Consider the following 15740-nt stretch of genomic DNA (forward strand, 5'->3'; position numbering starts at 1 on the left):
GACAGGGCACCAGAATGGCCGGCAGCGGTTTGAACGGCATGGTCCCGCGCTTGTTGAACTGCCGCACCGCCTCCACGCTCTGTATCAGCACCCCCACCCGCATGGTGCCGTTGGCCAATGCCGCACTCATGCCACTGAGCATCAGCAACGGCAGGATCAACAAGCCACCGCCCCCGGCCAGGGTATTGATAAACCCGGCCAATACACCGGCACCCAGCATGGCCGCCGCCAGCCAGGGATCAGACAGGTATTCCATGGGAGATCTCACACAAGACGCAAAAGCGAAGGATACGCCTTGAACCGAATTCAAACCAAGCGGCAAATTACCGAGGGATCCGCTTCTTCACACAAACCGGCCCCGTTGGAGCTTTGCTCGCAAAGCGAAGACTTCAGCAGGCACCGGGATTCATTCTCCCCTTCGCCTTGCGAGCAAGGCTCCAACGAAGTAAGGAATGCAGTGATGGGGAACACGAAGTGAAGGACGTACTACAGCTCATCCTCCGGTGAACACTCCAGTGCAGCAAAACTCTGTTCGGCGTCGAAACCCCGCTGTTGCAGGAAACGCAGCTGGCGGGCTTTCTCTTTCTGGTCCTTGCCCGGGTACTGACGAAAGCGCCGGGCCCGCACCTCCCGGGCCAGGGCAAACCAGTCCACCTCTGCCGCCTCCAGAGCCTGGGCGATCAGTTCATTGTCCACGCCCTTGAGTTGCAGCTCCTGACGGATTCGCAGGGCGCCCTGCCCCCGCTCGATCCTGGAACGCACAAAAAAACCGGCAAAGCGCCGGTCGTCGATAAAGCCATGTTCTTCACACCAGGCCATCACTGTGTTCAGCGCCGGATGCTCACCCACCTTTTGACGCAGCTTGGTCTCCAGCTCGCGGCGGGCGTGATCCCGACGCGCCAGCAGGCCCACGGCCCGCTGGCGCAATTCGGATTCCGTGAGCGGTTCACTCATTACCGACTTCAGCTTCCTCTTCCTTGGCAGCCGGCGCCTCAGTGGGATCCGGCAGCAAGCGCGCACGGATTTCCTGCTCGATTTCCTCGGCAATGGCCGGATTCTCCCGCAGGAAGTCACAGGCATTCTGTTTGCCCTGACCGATCTTGTCGCCCTTGTAGGCGTACCAGGCACCGGACTTGTCTACCAGGCCCTGTTGTACGCCCAGGTCCAGCACTTCACCCAGCTGGTTGATCCCCTGGCCGTAGAGAATCTGGAATTCGGCCTGACGGAACGGCGGCGATACCTTGTTCTTCACCACCTTGACCCGGGTTTCGTTACCGGTGACTTCATCACCCTGTTTCACTGCCCCGATGCGACGAATGTCCAGGCGCACGGAGGAGTAGAACTTGAGGGCGTTACCGCCGGTGGTGGTTTCCGGGTTACCGAACATCACACCGATCTTCATGCGGATCTGGTTGATGAACACCACCAGGGTATTGGCATTTTTCACGTTACCGGTGATCTTGCGCAGGGCCTGGCTCATCAGGCGGGCCTGCAGGCCCACGTGGGCATCGCCCATCTCGCCTTCGATTTCCGCCTTGGGCACCAGGGCCGCCACGGAATCCACGATCACCACGTCCACGGCGCCGGAACGTACCAGCATGTCGGTGATTTCCAGCGCCTGCTCGCCGGTGTCGGGCTGGGACACGATCAGGTCATCCACGTTGACACCCAGTTTCTCCGCGTAGTCCGGGTCCAGCGCGTGCTCCGCATCCACGAAGGCACAGGTGGCGCCTTTTTTCTGCGCCTGGGCAATCACGCTGAGGGTCAGGGTGGTTTTACCGGAGGATTCCGGCCCGTAGATTTCCACGATACGCCCTTTCGGCAGACCGCCAATTCCCAGAGCGATGTCCAGACCCAGAGAGCCGGTGGAAATGGACGGCATGCGCTCGCGCTTGCGATCGCCCATGCGCATGACGGAACCCTTGCCGAATTGACGCTCGATCTGTGACAGCGCCGCAGACAGCGCCTTACCTTTATCGCTCATGTGACCCCTCTCCGTTAACTGGTGCGTCATTCATTGACGGCGACCGTATTGTGCCTTGCCGTATCTGGCCTTTTAGCCAGCACTGACAATATGGACAGTATTATGAACAGCTATTGCGGCTCATTGCAACCCCGGCAACCGGGACCGCTTGCAGGCTGATGCGTTGTTGCCATCATCAGTGCGGTAAATCGTTGATTTTCCATGCCCATGACCTTGTCTGAAGCATCGTCGATGCCCGGCAAGGGAGGCGTGAAAGGTGTCACCCGGCGCTTAAGGCCCGGTGAATGATGACGATTGTGGCGACTTCAGGCGCGCATTCAAGCCCCGAATGGCTTCCACAATCGTCTGCTGACGGACGGCATCCCGGTCACCGGAAAAATGAAAACACTGCGCCTCGGCCTCTCCATTGTGGTGCCCCCAGGCAATCCATACCGTCCCCACGGGCTTGTCAGGAGAGCCGCCCTCCGGACCGGCGATGCCGGTGACGGCCATGCTTACCTGTCCACGGGAATGCCGTACCGCACCCAGTGCCATCTCCAGTGCGGTGTCTTCACTGACCGCGCCGGTACGCTCCAGGGTGGCGCTCTGCACCCCGAGCATCTCCTGCTTGGCCTCATTGGAATAGGTCACAAAACCCCGCTCGAACCAGCGGGAAGACCCGGCAAGGGCAGTCAACGCCTGGGCAATGCCGCCCCCGGTGCAGGATTCCGCCGTAACGACCATGATCGATTGCTGGATCAGCTGCTCTGCCAGTTGCCGCACGGCCTGGGCGATGTCGTCGTGATGCACGGTGTCTCCGAATATAATCCTGCCAGCGAACCCGCAAGATACCACCGCCGACCCGTACCGCCCAAGGCGCTATTCCAGCTCGGCCAACGAGGCCTCGAAATAATCCAGGAAGCGCTGGATATGCGGCAGGGTGTCACGGCAGCCGATCACCCCGAACTCCAGACTGTCCTTGTAGCTGACCACGGTGATATTCAGCGCATACCCGTGCAGCACCAGGGATACCGGGTAGGAGGCCAGCAACTCTGCGCCATTGAAGTACAAGGTGTCTTTTGGCCCCGGCACGTTGGAGATCACCAGGTTGAACATGGGGCTGACTCGACCGGACAGGCCCGTCACCTGTCCCAGGGAGAGAGGCATGTTGGTCATCACCGTATAGGCGTCGATATCCGACTTCTGCATCTCACCCAGCCGGGTCTTCACCGCTTGCATGGATTCCTGAATGGCGACCAGGCGGCCCAGCGGGCTGGCAATGTGGGTGGCCAAGCTTACCTGTACCGTGGTGATGGCATTGCCACCGCCTTCGGCCTGATCGGCGCTGCGCAAGGACACCGGCACCTGGGCCACCAGCGGCTCGGCGGGCAAGGCATCCAGCGTTTCCAGGTAGCGGCGCATGGCGCCGCCACACATGGCCAGAAAAATATCGTTGACGGTGCCATTGTGTTTTTTTGCCGCGGCCTTGATGCGCGGCAGAGACCAGGACTGGGCGGCGAACCGGCGGGCACCGGTAACGCGACGATTGAGCACCGTCTTGGGGGCCCGGTAGATGGTTTTCACATTACTGTCTTTGGGCAGACGCAACAGATCCACCAGTTGCCCGGCACCCCGGCGCACACTGCCCGCCCCATCCAGCACCCCGGCCTTGGCAGCCACTGCCACGCTTTTCTTGCGGGGTTTCTTGCGCTTGTCCCATTCCCCGGACCAGGGCGCCGGCAGATTTTCATCGGCGCTGCTGGCCATCCGCGACTGCATCAGGTGCATGCCGGCCATGCCGTCCACCATGGAATGGTGCATCTTGGTATAAAGGGCGAAGCGGTTGCCCTCCAGGCCTTCGATCAGATAGCTCTCCCACAGGGGCCGCCCCGGATCCAGACGCTGGGCATGCAGCCGTGACACCAGCGCCAGCAACTCCCGCACCCGACCAGGGCGCGGCAAAGCGGAGTGGCGTACGTGGTAATCAATGTCAAAATTCTTGTCCTCCACCCAGGCCGCATCCAGTCGACCGGGCAGCCGTGACTGGATCTTCTGGCTGAAGGGCCGGCACACCCCATCCACTTCCACCATGAAGCGGTAAACGCTTTCCATGTAGTCGCTGGGGGCATCCTCCGGTATCGCAAACAGGGCCAACCCGCCCACATGCATGGGGGTTTCCCGGGTTTCCATCATCAGCCAGCCGGAATCCATAATGGATAATTTTCGCGCCATCCCGATCTCCTTATTGTTATGGGCCACGGTCGATACTGGTGCCGTGACGATCAACTGCCAATAGCCAAATCATCCATATTCATGGCGAAACAGCATTATGAGATTCGTTGCGTTTGGTTATTTGGCATGGCCGTCAGCGCCCTGCCCTGTCCTCCCGACGCGCTGGTTCACAGCACGCTGGACAAAATAACCGGCTCTGCTAATCTCACTCCATGAACCTCGTTCGCCCTACTATTGCTGTCACTGACGGCTTCATTTTTTTTCCCACTGCCAGCGCTTTCGCGCAGGTTGCGAGCACCACTGCCTTTCTCTCCTGACGCCGAACACCCGATGACACACCGGGGTTCGGCGACCCGGTAAAACCACTGTTAACACCGTCAGGAGAACACCATGAACACACTACCCCCTATTACCGTCAGTACCACAGACCGTGACCGCCTGTTTGCCGTGCTGGATAACTTCAAGGGCGATTCGGACCAGATCGATTACCTTTACGACGAACTGGCCCGGGCCAATATTGTGGAGGCGAGCGCCATGCCAGAGGACGTGGTTACCCTCGGCAGCCGCCTGCGGTTTCGCAATGTTGCCACCGGCAGGGAGCACGAAAGAGTGCTGACCCTGCCCCACGAGACACAGACCGTCAGCGACGCCATTTCCATTCTGACCCCTGCCGGTGCGGCCCTTTTAGGCCTGAAGGTAGGTGACGAGATACGCTGGCCGCACCAGGGCCATTTTTTGCGTTTACAGCTGCTGTCCGTAAGCCGGGCATAACGCCGGATAACCATTCCACAGTTTGATACGCTCTGACACTGACTCACTCACACAACAACACAAGGACTGCTCATGAAGATGGAAACCCTTGCCGTGCGTGCCGGCTTTCAGGTGGATCCCACCACCAAGGCAGTGGTGACACCGATCTACCAGACCACGTCCTATGCCTTCGACAATACCCAGCATGGGGCGGATCTGTTTGATCTGAAGGTACCCGGGAATATTTACACCCGCATCATGAACCCCACCAATGCGGTGCTCGAGGAACGGGTCGCGGCCATGGAAGGCGGCGTGGGCGCGCTGGCAGTGGCCTCCGGCATGGCCGCCATCGAATATGCGCTGGAAACCATCACCGAAGTGGGCGACAACATCGTCACCACCAGCAAACTCTATGGTGGCACCTACAACTTCTTTGCCCACAGCCTGCCGCGTCGGGGTATTGAAGCCCGCTTTGTCAGCCACGATGATTTTGATGCCCTGGCTGCCGCCATTGATGACAACACCAAGGCCGTCTTCTGTGAGTCCGTGGGCAACCCGGCCGGCAACATCGTCGACATCGCCCGCCTGGCCGAGGTGGCCCATAAGGCCGGTGTGCCGCTGATCGTCGACAATACCGTGGCCACGCCCTACCTGTGGCGGCCTATCGAGCACGGTGCCGATATCGTGGTCCACTCGCTGACCAAATACATGGGCGGGCACGGCAACTCCGTAGCCGGGGTAATTGTGGATTCCGGGAAATTCCCCTGGACTGAACACAAGGCGCGTTTCCGGGTGCTGAATGAGCCGGATCCGTCCTACCACGGTGTGGTCTATACCGAAGCCCTCGGTGAAGCCGCCTTCATCGGTCGCGCACGGGTGGCACCGCTGCGCAACACCGGTGCGGCCCTGAGCCCCATGAATACCTTCCTGATCCTGCAGGGCATTGAAACCCTGCCGCTGCGTATGGACCGCCACTGTGAAAACGCCCAGAAGGTGGCCGAGTTCCTGCGTGACCACCCCCAGGTCAACTGGGTGAACTACGCTGGCCTGCCGGAAAGCCCGGACAATGCGCTGGCACAGAAATATATGAACGGCCGCGCGTCCGGCATTCTCAGCTTCGGCATCGAGGGCGGCCAGGAAGCCGGGGCGCGATTCATCGACGCACTGCAACTAATCCTGCGCCTGGTGAACATTGGCGATGCCCGCTCCCTGGCGTGCCACCCGGCCTCCACCACTCACCGGCAGCTGGATGACAAGGAACTGGCCAACGCCGGCGTCAGCCGCGAGATGGTGCGCCTGTCCATCGGTATCGAGCACATTGACGATATCCTGGCAGACATCAGCCAGGCCCTGGACGCCGCGCGCTAGGACAGGAGCGTAACAAGCACATTCACAGAGCCACCGTTGGCGCTTTGCTCGCAAAGCGCCAACGGCAACCATGCCGGCTTTGTCCCCAGCCCGACGATTTGCCCAATGGCTACAACAGAAGATCGTCGCCGATCGGGTGATACACCGACGCACTGTCAATCAGGGAACGGGCCGTCAGCGATTCCACCCCATAAACCTCTGTCCGCACACCGGGGTCAGCATTGATCCGCTCCAGCAGCACATCAAAATCGCCATCACCGGATAGCAACACCACGGTATCCACCTGCGGGGCTAGGGTCATCACATCCACGGCAATACCCACATCCCAATCCCCCTTGGCTGAGCCATCGCTGCGCTGAATGAAAGGCTTGAGTTTTACGGTAAAGCCAATGTGTTTGAGGGCATCCTGAAACTTGGTCTGCCCGTCATCCCCACGATAGGTCGCATAGGCAAAGGCATGGACAATCTCCCCCCGCTCCTGCAATTGCTGCCACAGGGCCCGGTAATTGAACTGCCTCCCAAATGACTGGCGAGAGGAGTAATAAATATTCTGAACGTCGGCAAAAACCGCGATGCGGGTCATAAAAAATTCCTGACAGCACCGGAACCCGTTGAAATAAAGAAAGAGAGGAGGAACCGGATAAACACCTTAACACCCGGCAACGCTGCAGGGCACTTTCCCTGTCTGGCAGGCAAAAAGATCGTTACCCGCGCCCCATTCTGGGCAATGATGGAGCTAGTCGTTAGCAAAAGCGTGGTCAAACACCCATGGCCGCATAACGGGGTGCCGCACGACTTCGCTGGGAGGGACGATGAGATTCCACAAACAAAGCACCTATCCGCTACCCAGTGATGTGGTTATCAGGCTGTTCTCGGACAAGGACTACTTCCTGGAAAAATACCGGCTTACGGGGGCCCGCCACATCACGCTGCTGGATCATTCCTGCGACAATAGCCGAAGCCACATTACCGTCCAGCGCGATGTGTCTCTGGAAATCCCCTTGCCCCGTTTTGCTCGCAAATTCATTGACGACACCATCACCCTTACCCAGACAGATACCTGGGACCTGAAAAGCAAAACCGGCACTCTGGATATCACCATGAAAGGCACCCCCGCCCGAGTGACCTGTGACATGCGACTGATCGATCAGGGCGAGCAAACCACCCTGGACCTGAACTTCAACATCAATGTGAATGTGCCTGTGGTGGGACAGAAGATCGCCGAGCTCATGGCCCGTGACCTGGACAGGAAATTCCAGCGGGATGATGACAAGGGAAAGATCGTCATGGCGCGGCTGGCGGAACGCTATCAGTGATCTTGAAAAGTGTGTCGTTATAACCGTTGCCGCACTTGTCTTTTAAAAGGCAGACACCGACCTAACTACGATAGCCACCGCTGATCTCCCCGCACAGTGCCCCAAGGCCGGCAACTTCATTACCCGGCCAGACATTCTGGATACCCTCGGCCGGGCGGTAGCCCGTATGCCATCAACTTGTGAGTCAGCGAAACAGCCCGCCGGCAGTAATCCGCGTAACCGTGCACGGCATTCACCGCGGCCACTCAGCACAACAACATCAACAGCATTGAGCCCTGCTTCAGTAACGATTCAGTGCTCTTTGGCTCTTAGATCACGCCTGAAGTGACGAGGAGAAACCGAATTCCAGCGTTTGAATGCTCGGGAAAACGCCGACGTCTCGGAATAGCCCAGGCGCACGGAGATCTCCTCATGGGACAACTCGGTATTGACCAGTAATTCTTCCGCAATCGCCCTGCGTACCTCCTCCAGCAAGTCCGAGAAAATCACCCCCTCTTTGGCCAGACGGCGGCGCAGGGTTTTCGGGTGAATATTCATATCATCGGCCAACGACTGCATGCTCGGAAAGAGCGAAGCACTATTGACCAAACGGTCTCTCACCTGGCTTGCCAGTCCGGAACGGTCGCTCATTGTCTGCAATAAACGACGACACTCTTCTTCACAGGCTTGCCGGGTCGCCGGGTTACTCTGCGACAAGGGCATCTTCAGCATTTCAACGGGAAATGCACATTCATTGGTGGGAAAATCATATTCCGGAACAATGCCCAGAATGCCCTCGACGCGATGAGCATACGAAGGCTCAGGGAACTGGAACCTTACCGCCTGAGCTCGCATGTCCAGCGGTGCCAGATCTCTCTCCAGCGTAATCAGCGTGGCAAGTTCACGCTCCACGAGGAAGTTGCGGACATCCGCTGGCAATTGGGAATTATCGGCCCGCAGCAATGCCTCCCCATTCCCAGAAGCAGGGGTGATACGGGAGTAGGAAGACGTCATGCGTATGTGGCGAAGAAAAAGCTGCATGGCTTCCTGCAGGTTCTGGCTACTCAGGATGGCAAAACCCAGCATGCCAAAGGTGGTGGCATGTTGACGGCAACCCACTTCCAGAGCCAGCGGCGTCCCGGGGCCCAGCTCGGCAAGAATATTGCGAATCACATGCAACTCTTGCCTTCCATATATATGCGCCTGCGGCGCAAGCAGACTGTCCTCCTCTATTCCGCTGCCGGATAAGCACCGTTCACTGCCAAGGCCATAGTCTCCTGCGCATTGCAGCAGGATATTCAAGCTGCTAGTGGGCCGCAAAACATCCCAGTAGGGTTTAACCGTCATCAAAGATGTCCCCAAAAGTCAAATTTCTGCACCACTTTGTCATTCACCAATGTCATCATCCTCACTAGATTTGTCAAATCAAGATCTAGGGCTCCCGGCTTGCTTATGCAAATAGCCCCTCACCGTATGAGGACAAGCCCAACGCCAGGCGATAAGCCTGACCGCGAGAAACCATTAAAATATCGGTGAAGATAATGACTTCTGGAAACGCTTCTTCCGCTCATTCTGAAAACTGGGATGCCATCGTTATCGGCGCTGGCCTCGGTGGACTCTCGTCAGCCGCTTACCTCGCCGCATCCGGCAAACGCACTCTGTTACTGGAGCGCTATGCCGTCCTGGGGGGGAGCTCGCATGTCTTTCGTCGCAAGAAAAAATGGGAATTCGATTGCGGGGTTCATTACATCGGCGATTGCGGCCCGGGTTCTACGATAGCAACGTTGATGCAAGGCCTCGGTCTGGACGACCGAATACACTGGCTGCAACTGGATCGCGACGGCTTCGACACCATTATCGGCCCGGATCTGGAGCTTCGTACTCCCTCCTGCTGGGATCAATATCTGGAGAATCTGCTCCTTGCCTTCCCGGGCGAAGCGCGCGGACTGCGTTTCTATATCTCGGTGATGCGAAGAATCGCCAATAGTCTGGACCCCAGCGTGTCCTTCTCATCGAAAACCGAAATGGCCAAATTCGCCGCGCGATGTGGCTGGGCAGCACCGTGGATCATGATGCCTCATGCCTCTTTGCTTGCCGCCTGTCGCTTGCGCCCCCGCACCATCATGACGCTTTCCCTGCAGGATGCTGCCACAGCGACAACGCCGGATGCGGCACCAGTAATGATGCGGGCGTCCTTTCTGCATGATTTCATCAACGGTGGCGCCTGGTACCCGAAAGGCGGTGGCCAGATGATTGCCGCGGGTTTTGCCGAAGTGATTCGCAGCCATGGGGGTGAAATCCGTACCCAGACCCATGTCGATCGGATTCTGATCGAAGGCGGAGCAGTCAAAGGGGTTCGCCTGGAAGGAGGAAGAGAGCTTCGTGCCTCAGCGGTGGTAGCGGCGGGCGACATCAAACGCACTTACCGGGACCTGGTAGGCTACGAAAACCTGCCCGCCTCCGTCACTCGCCGCAGCGAAAACTGGAAAATGTCTCACCCCTTGATCAATGGGTTTTTCGGTATCGAAATCGATATCAGCAAGACCCCGAACACCAATTACTATGTTGTGCCCAACTGGGACAGCACCTCTTCACTGTGGAACCTGCATCGGTCTTTCTCGCGACGAGTGACCCGGGCCTCGGGCCGCGACCCGATAGACTGGGCACAAGACTTTGCCCGTAACCAGCCAGCCTTTGTCCAGTGTTCAACCCGACGAGACCTGGACAATCACCGCAGTGCGCCTTCAGGCCATGCTGCCATTGAAGCACAAACACTGGCACCCTCAGATCCCAATCTGTGGGGATTCAACGGCTACGATGTGGCCACCGGCGCCTACCGTCGCGACTCTCGCTATCAGGAAATAAAGGAAATCATCTCGACCGGGCTGCTGGACCGTATTGAACAGGCCTACCCTGGAGCCTCTGCCAAGGTTGCCTGGAATGAACAAGGCACGCCCGCCTCCCAGGAGCGGTTCACCTACACAAGCCAGGGCGCGGCATTTGGCATCGAACCTCGCATAACCCAATTCGGCCCCTTCCGGCCGGGCGTCAACACCGTCATCAAGGGACTGTTCATGGCGGGGGCCAGCACCACCTGGGGGCCGGGGACGGCAGGAGCCATGTTAAGCGGACTTTATGCGGCTAGCGCCATCACCGGGCGTAATCTGCAAGAAGAAATCCGTAGCGGCAAGGTGCTGGCCGATCCGTCACGGTTCTCCCAGTGGAGCCCCGACTTCGACCCACTGACAGCGTGCCGACTGAAAGGACAAAAAAAGCAGACCCGCCAGGAAGCGGAAGCGGAAGAAAGAGAGAATGCAGCGCCCTTGAAAAGAGCCGTAAAAGCGTAACCTTCCCGCGCTTCAGGATTGAGCGCCGGGGATCAACATCCTCGGCGTTCTCGTTGAGTCTCGGCCGTTATTTCCAAGCGCGGATAACGCCAAAACTCGCATAAATTTAATCAACCAAACCCATAACTTACCATCCCGGCAGGCTTTGGCCTGCCACCCACTGACGGCGGGGCTCATAGTCCTGACCCGAATAGTGATCTTTGACACATAGAAAAACCCGCCACACACAGCCGCAGATACAGTGATAGTAATACGTGAAATCCAGCGATACCTGACTATAACGAGCGCGGGTCATGGGTAGCGTCCTTGCTTTTCCATGACTCAAAAAAACTGACCAAATGATCAGTTCCTTATCAGATTAAGACTAAAAACCCTGTAGGAGATCTCCTGATTGATGGGTGTCCCCGATTGAGAAGATTCAATGTTGAGACGTCCCCTGCCGATGATTCCTTCCCCTTATCCCTATATCATGCCCCCTTTCATCACGACCCATTGACGCAACAAAAACCCCCGGAGGAAGCGTGAGCGCGGACTTGAGCCAACATACGCCGATGATGCAGCAATACCTGGCGATCAAGGCCGAACACCCGGATCAGCTGGTGTTCTACCGCATGGGGGATTTCTACGAGTTGTTCTTTGGCGATGCCCAGAAGGCCGCGCGGTTGCTGGACATTACCCTGACGCAGCGGGGCCAGAGTGCCGGCAAGCCGATTCCCATGGCGGGGATTCCCTACCATGCCGCAGAGAACTACCTGGCCAGGCTGGTGAAGCTGGGGGAGTCCGTGGCCATTGCCGAGCAGATCGGTGATCCGGCGCTGGCCAAGGGGCCGGTGGAGCGCAAGGTGGTTCGCATTGTCACGCCGGGCACGGTCAGCGATGAGGCCCTGCTGGAAGAGCGCCGCGACAACCTGCTTTGTGCCGTCTATGAGGACAAGGGCCAGTATGGCTGCGCCAGCCTGGATGTGGCGGCCGGGCGTTTTGTGGTGACCCAGGTAGACGGTGGAGAACAGCTGCAGGCGCTGCTGGAGCGCTGGTCACCCGCGGAGCTGCTCTATAGTGAAGACAAGTCTCTGCCCGGCCGCTGGGGCGAGAAGCCCGGCAGCCGTAAACGCCCGGACTGGGAGTTTGATGGAGAGTCAGCCCGCCGCCAGTTGTGTCAGCAGTTCCAGGTGCAGGACCTGGCCGGCTTCGGCGAACCGACGCCGGTGGCCGTGGCCGCTGCGGGCGCGCTGCTCGGTTATGCCAAGGAAACCCAGCGCGGTGAATTGCCCCACGTGACCGGGCTGGTGGTGGAAAGCTTCGATGACACCGTGGCCATGGACGCCGCCACCCGCCGGAATCTGGAATTGACCGAAACCCTGGATGGCCAGGAGCAGCACACCCTGGCCTGGGTCCTGGACAGCACCAAGACCGCCATGGGCGCCCGCCAGCTGAAGCGCTGGGTGCATCAGCCGTTACGCAACCGCACCACCCTCAATCAGCGCCAGGACCAGATCGACGCGTTGCGCCAGGGCTGGTGTTTCGAGTCCACCCGCGATGTGCTCAACGACATCGGCGACATGGAGCGGATTCTCGGCCGGGTGGCCCTGCGCTCGGCGCGGCCCCGGGATCTGACGCGCCTGCATGCCAGCCTCAAGGCCATGCCGGCCCTGATCGGCACCCTGCCCGCTTCCGATGCCTTCTATGAACTGATCGAGCGCATCGGCCAGTTCCCGGAGCAGGTGGACCTTCTCGGCCGGGCCGTCATCGAGAACCCGCCCATGCTGATCCGCGATGGCGGCGTGATTGCCACCGGATACAGCGAGGAACTGGACGAGCTGCGCTCCATCAGCGAGAACGCCGGTCAGGTGCTGGTGGACATTGAAACCCGCGAGCGTGAGCGCACCGGCTTCTCCACCCTGCGGGTGAAGTACAACAAGGTCCACGGCTATTACATCGAGTTGTCCCGGCGGGAGGCCGATGATGCGCCGGTGGATTACCAGCGCCGCCAGACCCTGAAGAATGCCGAGCGCTTTATCACCCCGGAGCTGAAGGAATTCGAGGACAAGGCCCTGTCTGCCTCCAGCAAGGCGCTGACCCTGGAAAAGCGTCTCTATGAGGAGCTGCTGGAAAAAGTGGCCGCCGACCTGCACCCCCTGCAACGCTGCGCCGCTGCCGTGGCTGAACTGGATGTGCTGGCCGCCCTGGCAGAACGCGCCGAGGCGCTGAACTGGGTACGCCCGCAACTGGTGGACGAGGAAGCCATCATCGAGATTGTCGATGGCCGCCACCCGGTGGTGGAGCAGGTGCTGGATGACGCCTTCGTGCCCAACAGCCTGCATCTGGACGATGCCCGCCGCATGGTGATCATTACCGGCCCGAACATGGGCGGTAAGTCCACCTACATGCGCCAGACCGCGCTGATTGCCCTGCTCGCCCACTTGGGCAGCTGTGTGCCTGCCGCCAGCGCCCGCATCGGCAATCTGGACCGGATCTTTACCCGTATCGGTTCGTCCGATGACCTGGCCGGTGGCCGCTCCACCTTCATGGTGGAGATGTCGGAAACCGCCAACATCCTCAACAACGCCACCGCCCAGAGTCTGGTGTTGATGGACGAGATCGGCCGCGGCACCAGCACCTTCGATGGCTTGAGCCTGGCCTGGGCGGCGGCGGAACATCTGGCCCGCAATCTCAAAGCCTTTACCCTGTTCGCCACCCACTACTTCGAGCTGACCCAGCTGCCGGCGCAGTTGCCGGGCATCTACAACGCCCATCTCACCGCCAGCGAGCACGACAACCGCATCGTGTTCCTGCACCGGGTACAGGAAGGCCCGGCCAGCCGCAGCTATGGTCTGCAGGTGGCACAGCTGGCCGGGGTGCCACAAAGTGTGATCCAGCAGGCCGGGGAAAAGCTTCGCGAGCTGGAGGCAGGCAAACCGCTGGCAGCCGCTGATCGCTCAACACCGCCAGCCGCCACACCGTCACCGGCTCCCGCCCAGGCCAGTCTTTTCGCCGAGCCCAGCGCCGTGGAGCACGCCCTCAAGGAACTGGACCCGGATGATCTGACCCCGAAGCAGGCGCTGGAGGCACTGTATAAGCTGAGAGGGCTGCTGTAGCGTTGCCTGAGCGCGCCCCGCGGAAGGCGGCGCGATAGGGCCAGTCGCGAGTTTCGAGTTACGAGAAGCGAAAATCGTCAAGCTTTACCGTGGTTTCGGGTTTGCCTTTCGAAACTCGCTTCTCGCAACTCGACACTCGGGTTATCGCGCCGCTAGCGGCGCTCCTGCAAGGGTCTGCAACCGCCCAGTTGTCCTCCGGTAACACTCTGGGCTATTACCTTATATCAAGGCTTTGTTTGCCTGCCCTTGACCATATCGCTAGACTAGCGCCACCCCAAGCGAGACCGCACCGGATGCTGCTATAATTGGCAGTCTGGCGCTGTACAAAGATCAAGACACCTGGCGAGGACAGGCTATGACGTTCGTAGTAGGTGAGAACTGCATTAACTGCAAGCACACCGATTGTGTAGAAGTATGCCCGGTAGACTGTTTCTACGAAGGCCCCAACTTCCTGGTAATCCATCCGGACGAGTGCATCGACTGTGCACTGTGTGAGCCGGAGTGTCCGGTCAACGCGATTTTCTCTGAGGACGAGCTCCCCGAGGGCGAGCAGGAGTTCCTGGAAATCAATGCGGAACTGGCCGAGAAGTGGCCGAACATTACCGAAATGAAAGACGCCCCGGACGACGCGGAAGAGTGGGACGGTGTGCCCAACAAGCGTGAGAAGCTGGTGCGCGAGTGGGAAGGCTAACGCCTTTCCGCTGAGCCGGTGAGGCCACTCGCCGGACTCAGGTGTTTTTCAGACAAAGAAAAAGGGCGGCATCCTGCCGCCCTTTTTTGCGTCGAGTCGTCCTGACCCTTTTGCGCTCACCGCAACTTCCCTGTGTGCTTTCCTTGCTTGTCCCTGTGCCCTTGTCCCTGAACACAAATCCACTATAACAATGGCTCTCGGCCGTTTGGGTAAAATAAATATTAAAACTCTACTGCCAAAACACCCCGAAAAGCACAAAACCCTTATAAATCATGATTTTAGGCAAAATAAATCGCCTGAAACGGGTTAAATTCGCCCCAAAAAGACTGCTTTTTCCTACAGCTTTGTAAGAGATCTCTTACAAGCGACCAGGGAGCACTCATTGATATCCGGGAAATAACGCTGACCCGCGCAACATGGTGATGCCAAAAGACGCCTACGTTTTTACATTTTCTCACCCGTTTTTACAGCACCCACAGGCACTTACGGTTAGCATTGTTTCCATGAAGTGACGGGCCATTTTTGTCCGGCAGCACTTCAAACAGTATCCCCCCAAGGCGCTAGCAATAGCGCTCACAACCCCCCTCTTCCACCCCCTTATTCGGAAGAGGGTTTTTTTTGTCTGAAAGTCAGGAAAAGCGCTCGGCTCAGACCTTGCGCAGGGCGGTACAGGCTTGTTCAAACGCCGCCTGGAGTCGTGCCAGCAAGTCAGGTGCTTGTCCCAACTCCCCTTCCCGGGCCAGGCTTTCCAGCTGCATGCACAATTCGAATACCTGCACCGCGCCCAGATTCCCGCTACTTCCCTTGAAGCTGTGCGCCTGACGGCGCAGAACCTCCTGATCACCGGCGGCCTGGGCAGCCTGCAAGGCGGCAAGCCGTTGTGTCCCGTCCCGGTGAAAGGAATCCACCAGCATCTGGAAATCCTGGCCCATCACGTCCTGTAGTTCCTTAACGACCTCGTCGTCGAGAATCGCTGAATTTTGCATACTGGCTCCGTCG

14 protein-coding genes are annotated in these 15740 nt (G+C 58.9%); 6 read left to right on the plus strand and 8 right to left on the minus strand.

Features of this window, described 5'->3' with window-relative positions; all coding sequences use genetic code 11:
• From A3714_RS16170 to A3714_RS16190, 5 genes are all read right to left on the minus strand, one after another.
• Window positions 1-256, minus strand: a 256-nt coding sequence (locus A3714_RS16170; RefSeq protein WP_156493876.1) for a TSUP family transporter, incomplete at its 3' end; no start/stop codon positions are given.
• A 230-nt stretch (window positions 257-486) separates the two neighbouring features.
• Entirely contained in the window at window positions 487-954 is a 468-nt protein-coding gene (locus A3714_RS16175) for a regulatory protein RecX (protein ID WP_062817494.1), read from the minus strand.
• Complete coding sequence (gene recA, locus A3714_RS16180) at window positions 947-1984, minus strand: recombinase RecA (protein ID WP_063508493.1); 1038 nt, start codon at window positions 1982-1984, stop codon at window positions 947-949. Before recA ends, A3714_RS16175 begins: the two co-directional genes overlap by 8 nt.
• Window positions 1985-2254: 270 nt before the next feature.
• Window positions 2255-2773 carry a CinA family protein gene (locus A3714_RS16185; protein WP_063508492.1) on the minus strand — a complete coding sequence of 173 codons (519 nt, stop codon included), beginning with the start codon at window positions 2771-2773 and terminating at the stop codon, window positions 2255-2257.
• A 69-nt stretch (window positions 2774-2842) separates the two neighbouring features.
• Window positions 2843-4195: a wax ester/triacylglycerol synthase family O-acyltransferase gene (locus tag A3714_RS16190; RefSeq protein WP_063508491.1), complete on the minus strand. Its 1353-nt coding sequence runs from the start codon at window positions 4193-4195 to the stop codon at window positions 2843-2845.
• Between the two features lie 390 nt (window positions 4196-4585).
• Between A3714_RS16190 and rnk the strand changes: the two genes are divergently transcribed.
• Together rnk and A3714_RS16200 are read left to right on the plus strand one after the other, a co-directional pair.
• A complete protein-coding gene (rnk, locus tag A3714_RS16195) occupies window positions 4586-4966 on the plus strand; it encodes a nucleoside diphosphate kinase regulator (protein ID WP_063508490.1) in 381 nt (126 codons plus the stop codon).
• A 72-nt stretch (window positions 4967-5038) separates the two neighbouring features.
• On the plus strand, window positions 5039-6313 hold the full coding sequence (locus A3714_RS16200) for a bifunctional O-acetylhomoserine aminocarboxypropyltransferase/cysteine synthase (RefSeq protein WP_063508489.1): 1275 nt from the start codon (window positions 5039-5041) through the stop codon (window positions 6311-6313).
• A gap of 109 nt (window positions 6314-6422) precedes the next feature.
• Here the strand turns inward: A3714_RS16200 and A3714_RS16205 are convergent, their stop codons facing one another.
• Entirely contained in the window at window positions 6423-6896 is a 474-nt protein-coding gene (locus A3714_RS16205; RefSeq protein ID WP_063508488.1) for an NYN domain-containing protein, read from the minus strand.
• Window positions 6897-7125: 229 nt separating this feature from the next.
• Here A3714_RS16205 and A3714_RS16210 point away from each other — a divergent pair, with 229 nt between their 5' ends.
• On the plus strand, window positions 7126-7629 hold the full coding sequence (locus A3714_RS16210; RefSeq protein WP_063508487.1) for a DUF2505 domain-containing protein: 504 nt from the start codon (window positions 7126-7128) through the stop codon (window positions 7627-7629).
• Between the two features lie 291 nt (window positions 7630-7920).
• Here A3714_RS16210 and A3714_RS16215 read toward each other — a convergent pair whose 3' ends face one another.
• Complete coding sequence (locus A3714_RS16215) at window positions 7921-8955, minus strand: AraC family transcriptional regulator (RefSeq protein WP_063508486.1); 1035 nt, start codon at window positions 8953-8955, stop codon at window positions 7921-7923.
• A gap of 194 nt (window positions 8956-9149) precedes the next feature.
• Between A3714_RS16215 and A3714_RS16220 the strand changes: the two genes are divergently transcribed.
• The 3 genes from A3714_RS16220 (at window position 9150) to fdxA (ending at window position 14741) form a co-directional block, all read left to right on the plus strand.
• The gene (locus A3714_RS16220; protein WP_063508485.1) at window positions 9150-10955 is read left to right on the plus strand and encodes an NAD(P)/FAD-dependent oxidoreductase; all 1806 of its coding nucleotides are present in this window, start codon (window positions 9150-9152) and stop codon (window positions 10953-10955) included.
• Between the two features lie 551 nt (window positions 10956-11506).
• The gene (gene mutS, locus A3714_RS16225) at window positions 11507-14050 is read left to right on the plus strand and encodes a DNA mismatch repair protein MutS (RefSeq protein ID WP_063508484.1); all 2544 of its coding nucleotides are present in this window, start codon (window positions 11507-11509) and stop codon (window positions 14048-14050) included.
• A gap of 355 nt (window positions 14051-14405) precedes the next feature.
• Complete coding sequence (gene fdxA, locus A3714_RS16230) at window positions 14406-14741, plus strand: ferredoxin FdxA (RefSeq protein ID WP_062817514.1); 336 nt, start codon at window positions 14406-14408, stop codon at window positions 14739-14741.
• Window positions 14742-15388: 647 nt separating this feature from the next.
• Here the strand turns inward: fdxA and A3714_RS16235 are convergent.
• Window positions 15389-15727 carry an Hpt domain-containing protein gene (locus tag A3714_RS16235; protein ID WP_063508483.1) on the minus strand — a complete coding sequence of 113 codons (339 nt, stop codon included), beginning with the start codon at window positions 15725-15727 and terminating at the stop codon, window positions 15389-15391.
• Window positions 15728-15740: the final 13 nt, after the last annotated feature.

It is taken from the genome of Alcanivorax sp. HI0007, from assembly GCF_001635525.1.
GTDB lineage: Bacteria > Pseudomonadota > Gammaproteobacteria > Pseudomonadales > Alcanivoracaceae > Alcanivorax.

Bases quoted from the DNA above. Each gene is read 5' to 3' on its own strand.
- A3714_RS16215 (WP_063508486.1), bottom strand. From the start codon at position 8,955: ATGACGGTTAAACCCTACTGGGATGTTTTGCGGCCCACTAGCAGCTTG.
- A3714_RS16210 (WP_063508487.1), top strand. From the start codon at position 7,126: ATGAGATTCCACAAACAAAGCACCTATCCGCTACCCAGTGATGTGGTT.
- A3714_RS16220 (WP_063508485.1), top strand. From the start codon at position 9,150: ATGACTTCTGGAAACGCTTCTTCCGCTCATTCTGAAAACTGGGATGCC.
- A3714_RS16200 (WP_063508489.1), top strand. From the start codon at position 5,039: ATGAAGATGGAAACCCTTGCCGTGCGTGCCGGCTTTCAGGTGGATCCC.
- recA (WP_063508493.1), bottom strand. From the start codon at position 1,984: ATGAGCGATAAAGGTAAGGCGCTGTCTGCGGCGCTGTCACAGATCGAG.
- A3714_RS16235 (WP_063508483.1), bottom strand. From the start codon at position 15,727: ATGCAAAATTCAGCGATTCTCGACGACGAGGTCGTTAAGGAACTACAG.
- A3714_RS16205 (WP_063508488.1), bottom strand. From the start codon at position 6,896: ATGACCCGCATCGCGGTTTTTGCCGACGTTCAGAATATTTATTACTCC.
- rnk (WP_063508490.1), top strand. From the start codon at position 4,586: ATGAACACACTACCCCCTATTACCGTCAGTACCACAGACCGTGACCGC.
- A3714_RS16190 (WP_063508491.1), bottom strand. From the start codon at position 4,195: ATGGCGCGAAAATTATCCATTATGGATTCCGGCTGGCTGATGATGGAA.
- mutS (WP_063508484.1), top strand. From the start codon at position 11,507: ATGATGCAGCAATACCTGGCGATCAAGGCCGAACACCCGGATCAGCTG.
- A3714_RS16175 (WP_062817494.1), bottom strand. From the start codon at position 954: ATGAGTGAACCGCTCACGGAATCCGAATTGCGCCAGCGGGCCGTGGGC.
- fdxA (WP_062817514.1), top strand. From the start codon at position 14,406: ATGACGTTCGTAGTAGGTGAGAACTGCATTAACTGCAAGCACACCGAT.